This is a genomic window from Pseudonocardia sp. ICBG601 (assembly GCF_020496245.1).
In genome coordinates this window covers 65,799-81,348 of sequence record NZ_JAHLJA010000005.1, presented here as the reverse complement: position 1 = coordinate 81,348, position 15,550 = coordinate 65,799, and the positions used below count along the sequence as shown (strand labels likewise).

Below are 15,550 nucleotides of genomic sequence, written 5' to 3'. Positions count from 1 at the left end.
CTCAGTCCCTCGACCTGTGCGAGCAGGTGCTGCGCGACGAGGGCTGGCCCGGGCGCAGCCTGTCCGACGGCCGGGTCCTCGGCATCGGCTACTCCTGCTTCTCCGAGCGCACCGGCTACGGCTCCGGCGCGTTCGCGGCGCGGAAGATGCAGGTCGTCCCCGGGTTCGACCTGTCCCAGATCACGATGGACCTGGACGGCACGGTCACCGTCACCACCGGCACGCTCTCGCACGGCCAGAGCCACGAGACGACCTTCGCCCAGATCGTCGCCGACCGGCTCGGCCTGCCCTACGACAAGGTCACGATCGTCCAGGGCGACACCGACCGGATCACCTACGGCTGGGGCTCGTTCGCGTCCCGCTCGGTGACGATCGGCGGGTCCGCGGCGGCCGCGGCGGCGGTGAAGCTGGGCGACCAGCTCCGTGCCCTGGCCGCACACCTGGCCGGGACCGACGTGGACTCGGCCCGGCTCGACGGCCGCGGCGGGGTGCGCGCCGGGGACCGCACGTTCTCCTACGCCGAGCTGGCCGACGTCGCCTACCTGCGCGCGCACCTGCTTCCCAAGGAGGTCGGGCCGGGCCTGACCGCGACGGCGAGCTTCGACGTCGGCGGCGACGGCACGTTCTCCAACGCCACGCACGGCTGCGTCGTCGCGCTGGACCCGGGCACCGGCCAGGGCCCCGGCAAAGTCGCTAGATGATCTTGTAGGTGGTCAGTGGTCGATGGGGGTCGCGGGCGTGGTGGCGGAGTGCTGCGGCGATGTTGCTGACGCCGTGCAGGCGTAGCGCGGTGATCGCGAGGTTCCGCAACGCCGACATGACCTGCGGGGCGTGACCGGTGTGGGCGGTGGCGCGGTCTTCGTCGAAGCAGACATCACGGACCCAGTGCAGGCGATTCTCGATCGACCAGTGCCCACGGATCCAGCGGGCGAGCAGTCCTGGATCGGCGTCGGTGCTGGTCAGGCTGGTGATCGCGTAGGCGGTCTCGGTTCTCCACTTCCCGCCAGGCCGCAGTGGGCGACGCCGGCGCACCAGCTTGATCGCCTGGGATGCGTGGGGGAAGAACTCTGCGCCCAGGTCGGGACAGGGGTGCAGGCTGACCACGCTGATCGTGCGGGTCTCGACGCGGCCGTGCCCACGCCCGCGTTGACGATCAGCGACGCCGATCTGGGTCCAGGGCAGCGCCCGTACCCGTGCCAGCAGCGTGGGCTGGTTCGCTTTGATCGTCATCAGGTAGTGCCCGCCGCGGCGGTGTAGGTAGTCGGCGTGGGCTCGCTGGGTGTGCAGAGCGTCCGCGGTGACCAGTACATCGTCGAGGTCGAGGGGGTCGAGCAGCGCGGTGAACGCGGTGATCTCGCTGCCTTTCTCTGCGACCTGAACCTGGCCGAGCACGCCACCGCTGGTCTGGTCGAGCACCGACACCAGATGCGGGAGCCAGACCCTGCCGTCGGCGGCACGGACGCGGGCGCCGCGCAGGGTCTTGCCGTCCAAGGCCAGCACGCGACGCTGTTCTCGCCGGGGTGTGCCCTCCGGGGCCGGCTGGGCGCTGAGCTGGGGCAACACCCAGGACTGCAACGCCGCCTCCAGCGCCGAGGCGTCGACCCGTTGCAGGACCCGGCGGATGGTCGACTCGTGCGGAGCGACCGCGCCCACCCCGAGCACGTCCAGCACGGCGCGGCCGACGTCATGGGCGTACTCGGCGATCGCGGTGAACGACCGGGCCCCCGCCAACACCGCGCACGCCCCCAGTAGCAACACCGCGAGGACACCGTGGCGGACACCGCGTGGTTTCCGCGGGTCCGGCACTCGCGACAGGGCCTCCACCAGCGACAACCCCGCCGCCTCACCGACCGGCGCGGCTCTCCCCGCGTCAGGACCGACCTCCAGGCCTTCCAGAGCAGCAACGATCGGAGACACTGACACTGCGGACACAGGCTTCCTGACGTGAGCAAGGATTCGACACCCTCATGATCACGCCAAGCCTGTGTCCGCACCCACCCCCACCCCCCACATCACCGCAGCTCAGGACCCACCCATCACGACTTTGCCGGGGCCCTGGGGCACCGGCGGCGTGGAGATCCTGCGCTACGTCTGCGTCGAGGACTGCGGCGTCGCCATCCACCCGCGCGTCGTCGAGGGGCAGGCCCGCGGCGGCATCGCCCAGGGCATCGCCGGGGCGCTGTTCGAGCAGGTCGTCTACGACGAGCTCGGCCAGCCGCTCGCGCCGAGCTTCATGGAGTACAAGGTCCCGACCGCCGCCGAGATCCCCGACGTGCGCATCGAGCACCTCGAGACGCCGTGCGCGTTCACCGCCGACGGCGCGAAGGGCGCGGGCGAGGGCGGCACGATCGGCGCCCCCGCGGCCGTGCTCAACGCCGTCAACGACGCGCTGCGCACGACCGGCGTCGAGCTGGACTCCACCCCGATCCCCCGCGCCGCCCTCTTCGCGGCCCTGAACCAGGAGGCATCGTGACCGACGTCCAGCTGGTCGAGCTGACCGTCAACGGCGAGCGTCACGAGCTGGCGATCCCGCCGCGCCGCACGCTGGCCGACGTGCTCCGCCACGACCTGGGGCTGACCGGCACCCACGTCGGCTGCGAGCACGGGATCTGCGGGGCGTGCACCGTGCTCGTCGACGACGCGCCCGCCCGCGCCTGCCTGCTGTTCGCCGTGCAGGTGGAGAACGCGGCGATCCGTACGGTCGAGTCGCTGTCCGGGCCCGACGGCGGGCTGTCGGACCTGCAGCAGTGCTTCGGTGAGCACCACGGGCTGCAGTGCGGCTTCTGCACCCCCGGGTTCCTGATGCTGGCCGAGGGCTACCTCGCCGAGTCCCCCGACGCGGATCGCGAGCAGATCCGCGAGGTCGTGGCGTCGAACCTGTGCCGGTGCACCGGCTACCAGACCATCGTCGACGCCGTGGAGGACTGCGCGGGCCGGCGCCGCGCCGCGCTGCAGTCCGCACTGGACTCCGCACCCCGTTCCGCACCGCAGTCCGCACTGGACGGAGCGTCCGCATGAGCCCGCACGCCACCGGTCTGCACGGGGCCGGCACCGACGCGACCTATGCCACGGCCGGGTTCGGCGCGGCCGCGCGGCGCGGGACCCGGCCCGCGGTCGTCGTCGTGGACCTGACGGTCGGGTTCACCGATCCCGCGCTGCCCACCGGCAGCGAGCTGTCCGAGGTCGTCGCGGCGACGTCGACCCTGGTCGGGGCGGCCCGCACCCTCGACGCCCCGGTGGTGTGGACGACGATCGCCTACACCCCCGCCGAGCTCGACACCCTGCCCTGGCTGGTGAAGGCGCCCGGCATGCGCTCGCTCGTCGAGGGTTCGCCGCCGTCGGCTTCGACCCCCGGCTCGACGTCCGCGGCACCGACCACACCCTGACCAAGAAGGGTGCCTCGGCGTTCTTCGACACCGGGCTCGCGACCCTGCTGCAGTCCTCCGGTGTGGACACCGTGCTGGTGTGCGGGGCCACCACCTCGGGCTGTGTCCGCGCGACCGCCGTCGACGCCGTCCAGTCCGGTTTCGGCGTGCTGGTGCCGCGTGAGTGCGTCGGCGACCGCGCGGCCGGGCCGCACGAGGCGAACCTGTTCGACATCCACGCCAAGTACGGCGACGTGATCGGTCTCGACGACGCGCTCGCCTACCTGAAGGGACTCCTGTGACCGTCACGTCCACCCGTCTCCGGCAGGTCCGCCAGGACGCGCTCGCCGACCTCGCCGACGTCCCCGCCGTGTCCCGCTGGGTGCGGCACGGCGACCTGGCGCTGCACGCCCTGGACTACGGCGGCGACGGCGTCGCCGTGCTGGTCCTGCCCGGCATCACCAGCCCCGCGGTGACGATGGACTTCGTCGCCCGCGAGCTCGTCGACCTGTGCCGCCCGGTGGTGCTCGACGTCCGCGGTCGCGGGCTGTCCGACACCGGCGGCTCCTGGACCCTCGACGACTACGCCGGTGACGCGCTGGCCGTGCTCGACGCGCTGGAGCTCGGCCCCGACACCATCCTGTTCGGGCACTCGATGGGCGCCCGGATCGCCGCCGTCGCCGCGACGCGACGGCCGGTCGGCGGCGCCGTCCTCGTCGACCCGCCGCTGTCGGGACCCGGCCGCTCGCCGTACCCGACGACGCTGGAGGCGTTCCTGGGCCAGCTGCACAAGGCGCAGCACGGCACCGACGCCGACGGGGTCGCGCGGTCCTGGCCGCGCTGGCCCCGCCGCGAGCAGGAGCTGCGCGCGCGCTGGCTGTCCTCCTGCGACGAGGCCGCGATCGCCGCGACGCACGCCGGGTTCGAGTCCGAGGACTTCTTCGACGTCTGGCCGAGCGTCCCGGCGCGGTGACGCTGCTGTACGGCGCGGACTCTCCCGTCGTGCCCGCGTCCGGGGTCGCCGAGCTCGCCGCCGCCCAGCCGGACGCCCGGCTCGTCGCCGTCCCGGACGCCGGGCACATGGTGTTCTGGGACAACCCGGCCGCGGCGCTGGGGCTGCTGCGCACGACGCTCACCGGGCTCCTCCGGGGCTGACCCCGCCCCGCCCAACGCCGCCCCGGCTCCCGGGCGATCGGCGCGGGCCTACCGTCTCGGTGTGCAACCGTGCCCGCGCCCGATCACGTCCCTGCTGCGGGCGGCCGTCCTGCTGGTGGCCGCCCTGCTCCTGGCAGGCTGCTCCGCCGACCGTCCCGCCAGCTCGTCGGCGCAGGACACCGAGCCCTGGCCGGGACAGACCGCCTCGGAGCGGGTCGGCGCCCCCGGCTGGAGGCGCTGCGGACCAAGTTCCGCTTCTACGCCCAGGACCCCTGCTGGTCGGGCGACGCGGCGAAGGTCTTCCCGCGCTGCGGCCGGTTCACCACCGAGATCCGCAACGTGCTGCCCCAGGTCCGGCAGGACGCACCCCGCGCGGCCACGCAGGCCGACCTCGTCGGGAAGGCGCTGGACGACTTCGCCGCGAAGGGCTGCCAGGCCGACCCGGCACCCTCGCCGAAGGCGACGCCACCGTCTGCGGCCCGGCGTTCCGCGCGGTCCAGGAGACCGTCCAGGGCATGGCGACGGCGGCGGGCGCCGGAAACCTGAGGGCCCTGCGCCGTCCATGATCGCCAGGAGTGGAGTCCGGAGCGCAGTCCACCGGCCTCGGCGCTCCACTCGTGCCGATCATGGAGCGACGACGCCGCCGCGCCGCCCGGCGGCCGCACCGTACCGACGGGCGCGCCCTGCCCGACGGAGCGCAGCTCTACCAACGGCGCACACCCTCACCCCGCGGCAGCCCCGGTGAGGAACGCGTCCAGCTCCGCCCGGGTCGGCGCCGTGGCCGGCCCGTGCCGGGTGACCGCGAGTGCCGCGGCCGCACCGGCCCGGGCGACCGCCTCGGACCACGCGGTGCCGCGCAGCAGCTCCGCGGCCAGGACACCGCAGTGCGCGTCCCCGGCGCCGTTGGTGTCGACGGCGTCCACCACCGGCGCCGGGACGGCCTCCACCGTCCCGTCGCGGACGACCACGCAGCCCGCGGCTCCGTCGCGGACGACCACGGCCGCGTCGTCGCGCAGTTGCCGGGCCAGCGCCCCGGCGGCACGCGCCGGGGTCGGCTCCCCGGTCAGCAGCCGCGCCTCCCGGGCGTTGGTGCTCAGTACCCCGGTCGCGGCGAGCATCCGCTCCCACAGCGTGTCCGGCACGTCCGTGACCAGCGGCCCCGGATCGAGCAGGACCGTCGCCGACGACTCCTCGGCCGCGGCGAGCAGCGCCCCGGCCTTGTCCGGGACGAGCAGGCTGTAGCCGGACACGTAGAGCACGTCGTCGGCGGTGGTCGCGGGGAGCCCGGCGGGGAGCGCGGTCTCGACCCCGCTGCCGGTGACGAAGGTCCGCTCCCCGGAGGGGTCGACCAGGGTCACGCAGATCCCGGTGTCGCCACCGGGGTCGGGCGGCGCGGTCACCGTGACACCCTCCGCGGCCAGCGCGGCCCGCACCAGGTCGCCGTGCGGACCGGTGCCGTGCCCGCCGGCGTAGAGGACCTCGGCCCCGGCCCGGGCGGCCGCGGCGACGACGTTGAACCCGCCGCCGGGCAGCATCGTGGTGCCGGTGGCGAGCACGTCACCGCCCGGCGGGGGCAGCGCGGGAACCTGCATGACCAGGTCGACCAGGACCTGTCCGGAGTGGACGAGCCGGCCGGTCACCGCTGCTCCCGGGCCCCGCCCAGCGCGGCGTACACCCCGGCCGCGACGACGAAGGTGATCACCCAGGCCAGCCCGTTCTCGCCGAACCAGGTGCCGGCGAGCGGCCCGGTGAACCACGGCTCCGACGACGGCCCGACGGTGGCGAACAGGTAACCGACGACGATCGCCAGCGCCCAGGCCGCCGTCGCCCGCGGCTCGATCCCGCCGCGGTACCAGTAGCCGCTGCTGTGCGAGGTGTCCATCAGGGCCACCGGGTCGTAGTGACGGCGACGCAGCATGTCGACGGCGAACACCCCGACCCAGGCGGTGATCGGCACGGCGAGGGCGCTGATGAAGGCGATGAACGGCGGGTAGAAGCCGTCGGCGATCAGCATGAAGTAGATCGCGCCGACGAAGGTCACGAGCACGTCGACGACGACGGCGTACACCCGCGGCAGCCGCACGCCCAGGTCAGCGTGGTCAGCCCGGCCGAGTAGACCGACAGGTGGTTGGACAGCAGCAGCCCGCCGAACGCGGCGACCAGGTACGGGATCGCCATCCACGCGGGGAGCAGGTCGCGGATCGCGGCGACCGGGTCCTCGGCGGTGGCCAGGGTCGGGTCACCGGCGGCGAGCAGGCTGCCCAGCGAGATCAGCAGCACCAGCGGGATGCCCGCACCGGCCGCGGCCGAGGCGACCAGGGAGCCGGCCCGCATCGACGGGGACTGGTAGCGGGACATGTCGGCCGAGGCGTTGGCCCAGCCGATGCCGGTGCCCGCCGCGATCACCCCGACCGCGGCGACGACCGCACCCGACGGCGCGGGGGCGGCCGCGGCGACCGCGGCCCAGTCGACGGTGGCGACCAGGAACCCGCCGACGACGATGTTCAGCGCGCCGAACACCCAGGTCGCCCAGCGCTGCACCGCGACGAGCACCGCGTGCCCCAGCCCGGCGACGAGCACCGTGCACAGCACGAACACCGCGATGCAGACGATCGTGATCACCGGGTGGTCCTTCGCCGACGGGCTGGTGCCCGCGACGATCGTGACCAGCGACAGCAGCGCGAACGCGGCCGTGGTGGTGTTGACCGTCTCCCAGCCCAGCCGCGACAGCAGCGAGACCAGGGTCGGGCCGATGTTGCCGCGGGCGCCGAACACCGCACGCGACAGCGTCAGCCGGGGGCCCCGCCGCGCCGCCCGGCGATCGAGACGGCGCCGACGATCGCGAACGACCCGACGCTGCCGAGCACCGCGGCGATCACCGCCTGGGTGATGTTCAGCCCGGAGGCGACCAGCGTCGCGCCGAGCGGGAGACCGAGGATGGAGATGTTCGCGGCGAACCAGACCCAGAAGAGCTGCCCCGGGCGGCCGTGCCGTTCGGCGACCGGGACGGGTTCGATGCCGCGGGTCTCGAGCGTGCCGGTCCCGGCGGTGCCGGTGTCGGTCGTGCTGGTGGCCATGTCGGCCTCCTGTCAGGATGGAAGGCGGAGGCGGAGCAGCCCCTCGACCACGTCGTCGAGGGGATCGAGCAGGGCGGCGTTGACCCGGCGAACGGTGCCGACGAGGTCGGCGGGCAGTGCGGCGGCGCCGTGCACCGCTCCGAGGACCGCGCCGCAGATCGCGGCGACGGTGTCGGTGTCACCGCCCAGCGAGGCGGCGGTGACCAGCGCGGCCCGGGGATCGTCGCCGAGGGCGGCGGCGAGCCCGAGGGCCGCGACGACGGACTCGGTCGCGGTGACCGAGGTGCCGACGACGTCGACGACGGTGTCGGCGAGCGCGGCGCGGTCGAGCCCGGGCAGGACCCGGAACGCGACGTCGAGGCGGGCGGCGACGTCGGCGCCCGCCGCCCAGCCGCCACGTCGCGCACCGGCCCGGGCGGCGTCGAGCGCGGCGTCCAGCGCGGCAGGGAGCCCCGCGCCGGACACCCCGGCCGACACCGCGGCGGCCACCGCGGCGGCGGCGGCGATCCCGGGTGCGGTGTGGTGGGTGACGACCGCGGACTCCACCACGGCGTCGAGGAGCCGCGGACCGGTGTGCGCGATGCCGACCGGCGCGACGCGCATCGCGGCGCCGTTGGTGACGCCGTCGCGGCCCGCGAGCTCCGGCGGCTCACCGTCCGCGAGCCGGGTCAGGGCCCGGCGGGTGGACGGGCCGAGCAGGTCCAGCGACCCGCGCCGGATCATGTCCTGCTCCCACGCCTCCAGGGCACCGGCGAACACCCGGGCCGGGACATGGCCGCCGTGGTCGAGCAGGATCCGGGCGAGCAGCAGCGCCTGCTCGGTGTCGTCGGTGACGGTGCCCGCCGGGAGCTTCGGGGCGATCGGCTGGTCGTCGGCGCCGTCGAGGAGCCGGTCGACGACGCCGTAGCGCTCGGTGATCGCGGCCCGGGACAGCGACTGGGTGGGCATCCCGAGGGCGTCGCCGACGGCGAGGCCGAGCAGCGCGCCCATGGCGCGGTCGTGCGGGTCGCTCACCGCTGCTCCCCGAACGCGAGGTGGAACCGGAAGCGCTGCGGATCCAGCAGGCTGACGACGTGCTCGACGAGCCCGCCGCGGGCGTCGCGGGTCGCCCGGACGGCGCGCAGGAACAGCTCGCCGGGCTCGCGTTCGAGGGTGACGGCGTCGGCGGTGTCGAGCGGGGCGACCGAGATCCACTGCTCCCCCGCGACGCCGAGCAGGCCCGCCGCGGCGAGGGTGGCGGTGATCGAGCCGTCGACGAGACCGGTCTCCGGGAGCCGGGCGAGGTCACCGGTGGCGGGCAGCGAGGCGGTCTCCAGCGAGACCGGGACGGACCCGGCCCGCCGCAGCCGGCGCACGGTGACCAGCGGCCCCTCGTACCCGGTGGGACCGGGGTCGCCGCCCGCGGCGATGCCGAGCAGCTCGGTGCGGACGGCCGCGCCGGACGCGGCGAACGCCTGCGCCCAGCCGAGCCGCTGGTCCAGGGGCGACCCGTCGAAGGTGACGAACGAGCCGACACCGGTCTCGGTGGTGATGAGGTCGCGCCGCGCGAGCTCGGCCAGCGCGCTGCGGACCGTGCCGCGGGAGACGGCGTAGGTGCGGGCGAGCTGGTTCTCCCCCGGGAGCTGTTCACCGTTCGGCAACCGGCCGGAGCGGATCCGCCCGGCGAGGTCCTCGACGAGGCGCGCCCTCTTGGAGCGGCCACCCTGTTCAGACATGTACAAACATGTACAGCAGCAAGGCGCCCCCGTCCACCCCCACGTCGGCACCGGTCCCGACGTCGTGATCGCCGGGCGGGGAGTGCGGACGCCAGCCCGGCGACCCCTGCGCTCCACACCCGGCGATCACGGAGGCGGTCGGGCCGCGGACACGACGAAGACCCGCGTGCCGGTGCGGCACGCGGGTCCCGGCCCCACGGGGCTCAGCCGGCGAGCAGCGCCCCCGCCCCGGGCACCCGCGGCTCCAGCCCGAGCTCGGTGAGGATGCGGTGCGCCGTCGCGGTGGCCGCGGACAGCACCGGGATCCCCACTTCCTCCTGCACCGCCTCGATCGACGGCAGCGACGGCATCTGCACGCACGCGCTGAGCACCAGCGCGTCGGCACCGGTCAGGTCCAGCCTGCGCCAGTGCTCGCGCAGGTCGGCCGGGTCGAGCCGGGCGACGGCGAGGTTGTCGGGCACCTCCAGCGACAGCGAGTCGACGACCCGCACCCCCGCGTCCTCGAGGTAGTCCACGACCGCCTTCGTCAGCGGCTCCAGGTACGGCGTGATGATCGCGACCCGCTGCGCCCCGAGCGCGGCGATCCCGGACAGCAGCGCCCCCGCACTGGAGACGACGGGCGCCTCGGAGCCCTCGGCCCGCAGCGCGGCGGTGATGTCGTCCTCGGCGGTGCAGTGGTAGCCGGGGCCCTGCGCCATGATCGCCACCAGACAGGCGGTCGCGACGACGTCCGGGCGGGCGTCGGCCAGCTCGGCCGCGGCCCGCCGGGCCTGGGAGTTCATCGCACGCAGCTGCTCGGGCGTCACGTGCTGCATCCGGGCCCGCGCCGCGTGGAAGACGAACCGGTCGTCGGGCAGCACGTCCTCGCGGGCGCGCAGCATCCGCGGGAGCTCGGTCTCCATCGTGAGGTTCGAGCTGGGGACGATCATCCCCACGTGGTGGTCGGTCATCGCTTCCCCACCGGGCGCATCTCCGGGACGGTCAGCTCCCCGGCGTCGACGATCAGCTCGTCGTCGAGGAACAGCGAGTTGCCGCGCATCGGGATGTCGAAGTGGCAGGCGGTGTCGTTCGGGCCGCCGAGCTCGTTGTTCGGGCCGATCGAGAACATGACGTTGCCGTAGAAGCTGCGCAGCTCCATGCCCATGCCACCGCCGAACTGGGTCAGGCCGTGCCAGTGGGCGCGCTCGTCGAGACCCCAGCCGACGTGGCTCATGCCGTAGCCTCGCGGGTCGTCGAAGCTCTCGATGTAGGAGCGCAGCAGGTCCGCGTCGAGCCCGGAGGAGCCAGCGCCACCGCGGATGTCGCGGATGAAGCCCTCCTCGATGGTGATCTCGACGGGGGTCTGCACGTAGGTGTTGAACGGCAGCAGCACGTCGCCGGGGGCGAGGACGATCTTCCCGTCGACGCCGTCGTCGGCACCGCCGGTGAACACGAAGGCGGCCGGCCAGTGGTCCCAGCGGCCTGAGGTGTCGGTGTAGCCGTACTCGCTCATCGTCGGGTACATGCCGAGCCGGTAGGTGACGTCGGTGCCGTGCGGGCTGGTGATCCGCATGGTCGACGCCTTGGCCAGCAGCTCCGCGCCGGTCTCGACGCGCTCGCGCAGCTCGGTGGTCGGCATCAGCCGGGCCAGCAGCTCGGGCGGCTCGACCGCGGTGAGGATGCGGGTGTCCGCGTCCTGGATCGCGAACTGCTCCTTGCTGAACAGCAGGAACGTGCAGTCCACGACCATGTCCGCGGCCTTGAGCGCGTCCACGGCCAGCGGGATGTTGCCCAGGCCGGAGTCGCCGACCGCCCAGGCGCCGCCCGCGCTCGCCGGCGACGGCAGCCGCATGTGGTAGCCGGTCGCACCCAGCTTCTGGATCGCCCAGAGGAAGGCGTCGGCGTACTCGGTCCGTTCCGCGCCCCGGGTGAGGACGACGACCGTCTCCCCCTCGTGCACGCCCGACAGCGTCAGCTGCTGCAGGCAGATGTCGTTGAACAGGTCCTGGTCCATCGCGCACCTCCGTGTCTCGTCCGATTAATCCGAGCACGTACTATCCGGATACGCAATACCTTGCGACGAGCGGAAACGGCACCGTCACACGGGACGGATCAGCCGGGGGCGCCGTCGCAGACCGACTTCAGCGACCGCCCGAGGGCGTTGCGGTGGACCTCGTCGAGCCCACGGGCCTGTTCGACCGCGGCCTGGGCCAGGGTCGACGGGCACTCCTCGTTCGCCCGGGCCGGGCCGGCCAGCTTCAGCGCGACCACCAGCTCGTCGCCGATCCGGTCCAGCTGCGGCCGCACCCGGGCCAGCTCGGGCCGCTGCGCGGGACGGGTGTCGGGCCGGTCGGTCCACTGCCGGATCAGGTCGTTCTGCACCTGGGTGCTCGCCGCGATCTGGTCGGCGACGATCCGGGCCGCCCAGTCGGGGTCGACGCCGTCGCGGGTCGCGTCGGCCCGGGTCTCGGCGACGACGGCCGCCTCCCGTGCCGGGTCGGTGACGGCCGTTCCGGTGCCGAACTTCGCCGCGGCCACCTGGTCCGAGATCCGGGCGCGCTGCGCGGACAGCTCGACGATCCGGATGAGCCCGTCGGCCGGGGACGCGCCGGGCGGGCCCTCGGTCAGCGGGAGGGGCTGGTCGCCGCACCCGGCCAGCAGTCCCAGGGCCAGGACGGCCCCGGCCAGTGCGGTACCGCGTCTGCCGATCACAGCCGCGAGCCTACGACCGCAGCGGTCGCGACCCCCCGACGCCCGCGACATTCCCGGAATCCGCCCCCTGCCCCGGTGATCCTTTCGCCACGACACACCGCGGGGGTGCGTTTCCGGTCTTCCGGAGACGCACCCCGCGGAGAATGCAACGACGCCGGCCGTCACCCGGTCCGCGGATTCCCGTGGCCGAGTCCGGCCAGCCCGGTCAGAACCAGGCCTTGCGCCCTCCCACCGGCCGTCCGATCGCCCCCAGGATCAGCAGGACCACACCGACGATCACCAGCAGGCCGCCGAGGTAGTAGAGAATGGAGATACCGGTGAAATAGCCCACCAGCAGCAGGATCAGACCAAGAATGATCATTTCGCGTCCCCTCCCAGGAATGTGAGGGGAAAGTACTCACGTCCGGATGGTTCCGCAGCGCGGGAATCGATTCCGATGCCCGATTCGTGACCTGCCGTGCGCCGGGCGGTACGCGGGGACCGTCACACGCCGGAACGGTTCGGCCCGGCGCCGGAGGGGGAACACGGCTCTCGCACCCGAGCGCGAGGAGGACGACATGGGCCGCACCGTGGCCGACCAGATGATCGAGCTGCTGCACCAGGCCGGCGTCGAACGGATCTACGGCCTGGTGGGCGACAGCCTCAACCCGATCGCGGACGCGATCCGCCGCGACGGCCGCATCCGGTGGGTGCACGTGCACAACGAGGAGGCCGCGGCGCTCGCGGCCGCGGCGGAGGCCCAGCTCACCGGGCGGCTCGCGGTCTGCGCCGGCAGCTGCGGCCCCGGCAACACGCATCTGATCCAGGGCCTGATGGACGCCCACCGCACCGGTGCGCCGGTGCTGGCGATCGCCTCGCACATCCCGTCGGTCCAGATCGGCACCGGCTACTTCCAGGAGACCCACCCGGAACGGCTGTTCACCGAGTGCTCGGCGTACTGCGAGCTGATCTCGCGGCCCGAGCAGATGCCCCGGATGCAGCGGATCGCGATGCAGACCGCGCTCGCCGAGTCCGACGTGTCGGTGCTGGTCCTGCCGGGCGACGTCAGCGCGCTCGACGCCCCGAGCGACACCGGCTCCTCGCACCTGTCCCCGCCCACCGGCGTCGTGCGACCGTCCGAGGAGCAGGTGGCCGAGCTGGCCCGGCTCGTCGACGCCGCGGACACCGTGACGCTGTTCGTCGGGGCCGGCATCGAGCGCGCCCGCGAGCAGGTGCTCGCACTCGCCGACAGGGTGAAGGCGCCGATCGGCCACTCGCTGCGCGGCAAGGAGTGGATCCAGTACGACAACCCCTACGACGTGGGCATGTCCGGACTCCTCGGCTACGGCGCCTGCTACGAGGCGACGCACGAGGCCGACCTGCTGATCCTGATCGGCACCGACTTCCCCTACGACTCGTTCCTGCCCCAGCGCGGAACCGTGCAGATCGACGTCGACCCCGCACGCCTCGGGCGTCGCACCCTGCTGGAGCTGGGCGTGCACGGCGACGCCGCGTCCACCCTGGACGCGCTGCTGCCGCGGATCGCGGAGAAGACCGACCGCTCCTTCCTCGACCGGATGCTGCGCAAGCACGCGGAGGCGCTGGAGAAGGTCGTCGGCGCCTACACGCGCAAGGTCTCCGACCTGCGCCCGATCCACCCCGAGCACGTCGCGGCGGTCCTCGACGAGGAGATGGCCGAGGACGCGATCGCCACCGTCGACACCGGCATGTGCAACGTGTGGGCGGCGCGCTACCTGTCCCCCAACGGCCGGCGCCGGATCATCGGCTCCTACCGGCACGGGACGATGGCCAACGACCTGCCGCACGCGATCGGTGCGCAGTTCGCGTACCCGGACCGCCAGGTCGTGTCCCTGTCCGGCGACGGCGGGCTGACCATGCTGCTCGGCGAGCTGCTGACCGCGGCCGAGCACGACCTGCCGCTGACCGTCGTCGCGTTCAACAACGGGTCGCTGGGCATGATCCGGCTGGAGATGATGGTCGCGGGCTACCCGTCGTTCCAGACCGACCACGGCCCGGCCGACCTGGCCGGGATCGACCGCGCCGCCGGCCTGTACGCCGAGGCCGTCGACGACCCGTCGGACGTGCGCGCCGCGCTGCGCCGGGCGCTGGACCACCGCGGCCCGGCACTGGTCGACGTGCGCACCGACCCGAACGCGCTGTCCATCCCGCCGCACATCACCGCCGCGCAGGTCCGCGGGTTCGCCCTCGCCGCGACCCGCACGGTGCTCGACGGCGGCGTCGGGAGGATGGTCGAGCTGGCGCGCAGCAACCTGCGCTCGATCCCGCGCCCCTGAGCGGGGTGCGTCAGCCGGCGCGGGCGGCGAGCCCGGGGGCCGAGACCGCGTGGTCCAGCGCGATCGCGGCGGCGCCCCGGAGCACGCCGTCCTCGCCGTGCGCGTCGTCGTGCACCGGCGGCGCGAGGGCGCGACGGAAGGCCATCAGCCCGTCGTCGTAGGCGACGGCGAACGCCTCGGGCGCCGCGGCCCGCAGGGCGGGGCCGAGCCCGGCCAGCACGACGACCTCCGGGTCGTGCGCGTTGACCAGCCCGGCGGTCCCACGGGCCAGCGACGCCGACGCGCTCGTCACCGCGGCCGCCGGGCCGGGCTCGCCGGCCGCGGCACGGTCGAGCACGGCGCGGGCGTAGCTGTACGGGGCGTCCGGCTCGGGCTCGCCCAGCATCCTGGCCAGCGCCCGGCCGTCGACGCCGGTGGTCCAGCAGCCCCGCGCGCCGCAGGCGCAGCGGGCCGCCGGGTCGCCGAACGGCAGGTGTCCCAGCTCCCCCGCCGCGCCGCGGGCACCGGCCTGGGCGCGCCCGTCGAGCAGCAACGCGCCGCCGATGCCCACCTCGACGGTGAGGAACAGCGCCGTGCCCGCACCGGCCGCGGCACCGTCGCGGACCTCGGCGATGCCCGCGAGGTTGGCGTCGTTGCCGACCAGCACGGGCAGGCCCGGCCCGGCGCCGATCCGGCGCACGTCCAGCGGGCTCCAGCCCTGGCCGCCACCGGTCTCGGCGAAGTGCTCGTCGACGACCGTCGCGGCCACACCGACCCCGACCGCCACCACCGGTCCGGGTGCCTGCGCGACCAGCTCACCGACCACCCCGTCCAGCTCCGTGGCGACGGAGTCCGGGTCGCGACGCCGGTGCGGGCCCGACCGCACCGCGAACGGCACGCCGTCCAGCCCGGCGAGTCCGGCCCGCCATCCCTCGAACCGCACGTCGACGGCGACGACGCCCGGCCCGTCCGGGTTGGGCGTCAGGGTGGTGGTCGGCCGCCCGCGCCCACCGCAGGGGGCGCGCTCCTCGGTGACCCAGCCCAGGTCACGCAGCCGGGCCGCGATCTCGGTGGCCGAACCGCTGGCCAGGCACAGCCGCCGGGCGAGCTCGACACGGGTCAGGCCGGGCTCGCGCCGGACCTCGGCCAGCACCTCGGCGGTGGCACGCCAGCGGTCGGTCTCGGCCCGTCCGGGGCGTTCGCCCGGATCGGCGACGGGCCCGGAACGTGAACCCGCTGACATCGCGGTCATCGTCGTTGACACCTCCGGCCTG

16 protein-coding genes and 3 pseudogenes are annotated in these 15,550 nt (G+C 74.3%); 9 read left to right on the top strand and 10 right to left on the bottom strand.

All coding sequences use genetic code 11. The features are described 5' to 3' along the window. Positions 1–2: 2 nt before the first annotated feature. A pseudogene (locus KPL57_RS05560) lies at positions 3–677 on the top strand (molybdopterin cofactor-binding domain-containing protein); the annotation flags it as partial. Positions 678–693: 16 nt separating this feature from the next. On the opposite strand, the gene KPL57_RS05555 reads toward KPL57_RS05560, so the two are convergent. Further along, the gene (locus KPL57_RS05555; protein WP_226350739.1) at positions 694–1,917 is read right to left on the bottom strand and encodes an ISAs1 family transposase; all 1,224 of its coding nucleotides are present in this window, start codon (positions 1,915–1,917) and stop codon (positions 694–696) included. 142 nt (positions 1,918–2,059) lie between these two features. Between KPL57_RS05555 and KPL57_RS05550 the strand changes: the two are divergent. The 7 genes and pseudogenes from KPL57_RS05550 to KPL57_RS05525 all read left to right on the top strand — a co-directional run. After that, a pseudogene (locus KPL57_RS05550) lies at positions 2,060–2,473 on the top strand (molybdopterin cofactor-binding domain-containing protein); the annotation flags it as partial. Then, positions 2,470–3,018 carry a (2Fe-2S)-binding protein gene (locus tag KPL57_RS05545; RefSeq protein ID WP_226350764.1) on the top strand — a complete coding sequence of 183 codons (549 nt, stop codon included), beginning with the start codon at positions 2,470–2,472 and terminating at the stop codon, positions 3,016–3,018. The pseudogene KPL57_RS05550 and the gene KPL57_RS05545, both read left to right, overlap by 4 nt. Then, on the top strand, positions 3,015–3,386 hold the full coding sequence (locus tag KPL57_RS69360; protein WP_308252783.1) for an isochorismatase family protein: 372 nt from the start codon (positions 3,015–3,017) through the stop codon (positions 3,384–3,386). The genes KPL57_RS05545 and KPL57_RS69360 overlap by 4 nt, the downstream gene beginning before the upstream one ends. Further along, complete coding sequence (locus KPL57_RS69355; RefSeq protein ID WP_308252786.1) at positions 3,287–3,667, top strand: isochorismatase family protein; 381 nt, start codon at positions 3,287–3,289, stop codon at positions 3,665–3,667. Before KPL57_RS69360 ends, KPL57_RS69355 begins: the two co-directional genes overlap by 100 nt. Beyond that, positions 3,664–4,338: an alpha/beta fold hydrolase gene (locus KPL57_RS05535; RefSeq protein ID WP_226350763.1), complete on the top strand. Its 675-nt coding sequence runs from the start codon at positions 3,664–3,666 to the stop codon at positions 4,336–4,338. The genes KPL57_RS69355 and KPL57_RS05535 overlap by 4 nt, the downstream gene beginning before the upstream one ends. Continuing rightward, entirely contained in the window at positions 4,335–4,520 is a 186-nt protein-coding gene (locus KPL57_RS05530) for an alpha/beta fold hydrolase (protein ID WP_226350762.1), read from the top strand. The genes KPL57_RS05535 and KPL57_RS05530 overlap by 4 nt, the downstream gene beginning before the upstream one ends. Positions 4,521–4,589: 69 nt before the next feature. Next, positions 4,590–5,066 (top strand): hypothetical protein, encoded by a 477-nt coding sequence (locus tag KPL57_RS05525; protein ID WP_226350761.1) that lies wholly within the window; start codon positions 4,590–4,592, stop codon positions 5,064–5,066. Positions 5,067–5,242: 176 nt separating this feature from the next. Here KPL57_RS05525 and KPL57_RS05520 read toward each other — a convergent pair whose 3' ends face one another. The 8 genes and pseudogenes from KPL57_RS05520 to KPL57_RS05485 form a co-directional block, all read right to left on the bottom strand. Then, the gene (locus tag KPL57_RS05520) at positions 5,243–6,160 is read right to left on the bottom strand and encodes a PfkB family carbohydrate kinase (RefSeq protein WP_226350760.1); all 918 of its coding nucleotides are present in this window, start codon (positions 6,158–6,160) and stop codon (positions 5,243–5,245) included. Continuing rightward, a pseudogene (locus tag KPL57_RS69350) lies at positions 6,157–7,597 on the bottom strand (cytosine permease). Before KPL57_RS69350 ends, KPL57_RS05520 begins: the two are co-directional and overlap by 4 nt. A gap of 12 nt (positions 7,598–7,609) precedes the next feature. Next, complete coding sequence (locus KPL57_RS05510) at positions 7,610–8,587, bottom strand: ADP-ribosylglycohydrolase family protein (RefSeq protein ID WP_075312282.1); 978 nt, start codon at positions 8,585–8,587, stop codon at positions 7,610–7,612. Positions 8,588–8,607: 20 nt separating this feature from the next. Beyond that, positions 8,608–9,312, bottom strand: a complete 705-nt coding sequence (locus tag KPL57_RS05505; protein WP_226350759.1) for a GntR family transcriptional regulator — start codon at positions 9,310–9,312, stop codon at positions 8,608–8,610. Between the two features lie 203 nt (positions 9,313–9,515). Beyond that, positions 9,516–10,262, bottom strand: coding sequence for an aspartate/glutamate racemase family protein (locus tag KPL57_RS05500; RefSeq protein ID WP_308252782.1), 747 nt, complete (start codon positions 10,260–10,262; stop codon positions 9,516–9,518). After that, a complete protein-coding gene (locus KPL57_RS05495; protein WP_226350758.1) occupies positions 10,259–11,305 on the bottom strand; it encodes a leucyl aminopeptidase in 1,047 nt (348 codons plus the stop codon). The genes KPL57_RS05500 and KPL57_RS05495 overlap by 4 nt, the downstream gene beginning before the upstream one ends. Positions 11,306–11,403: 98 nt before the next feature. Next, complete coding sequence (aroQ, locus tag KPL57_RS05490) at positions 11,404–12,003, bottom strand: gamma subclass chorismate mutase AroQ (protein WP_226350757.1); 600 nt, start codon at positions 12,001–12,003, stop codon at positions 11,404–11,406. A 205-nt stretch (positions 12,004–12,208) separates the two neighbouring features. Continuing rightward, positions 12,209–12,364: a hypothetical protein gene (locus tag KPL57_RS05485; RefSeq protein ID WP_020622688.1), complete on the bottom strand. Its 156-nt coding sequence runs from the start codon at positions 12,362–12,364 to the stop codon at positions 12,209–12,211. Positions 12,365–12,560: 196 nt separating this feature from the next. Here KPL57_RS05485 and KPL57_RS05480 point away from each other — a divergent pair, with 196 nt between their 5' ends. Next, positions 12,561–14,297: a pyruvate dehydrogenase gene (locus KPL57_RS05480; protein ID WP_226350756.1), complete on the top strand. Its 1,737-nt coding sequence runs from the start codon at positions 12,561–12,563 to the stop codon at positions 14,295–14,297. Between the two features lie 10 nt (positions 14,298–14,307). On the opposite strand, the gene KPL57_RS05475 is transcribed toward KPL57_RS05480, so the two are convergent. Continuing rightward, entirely contained in the window at positions 14,308–15,528 is a 1,221-nt protein-coding gene (locus KPL57_RS05475) for an ROK family transcriptional regulator (RefSeq protein ID WP_226350755.1), read from the bottom strand. Between the last annotated feature and the right edge of the window lie 22 nt (positions 15,529–15,550).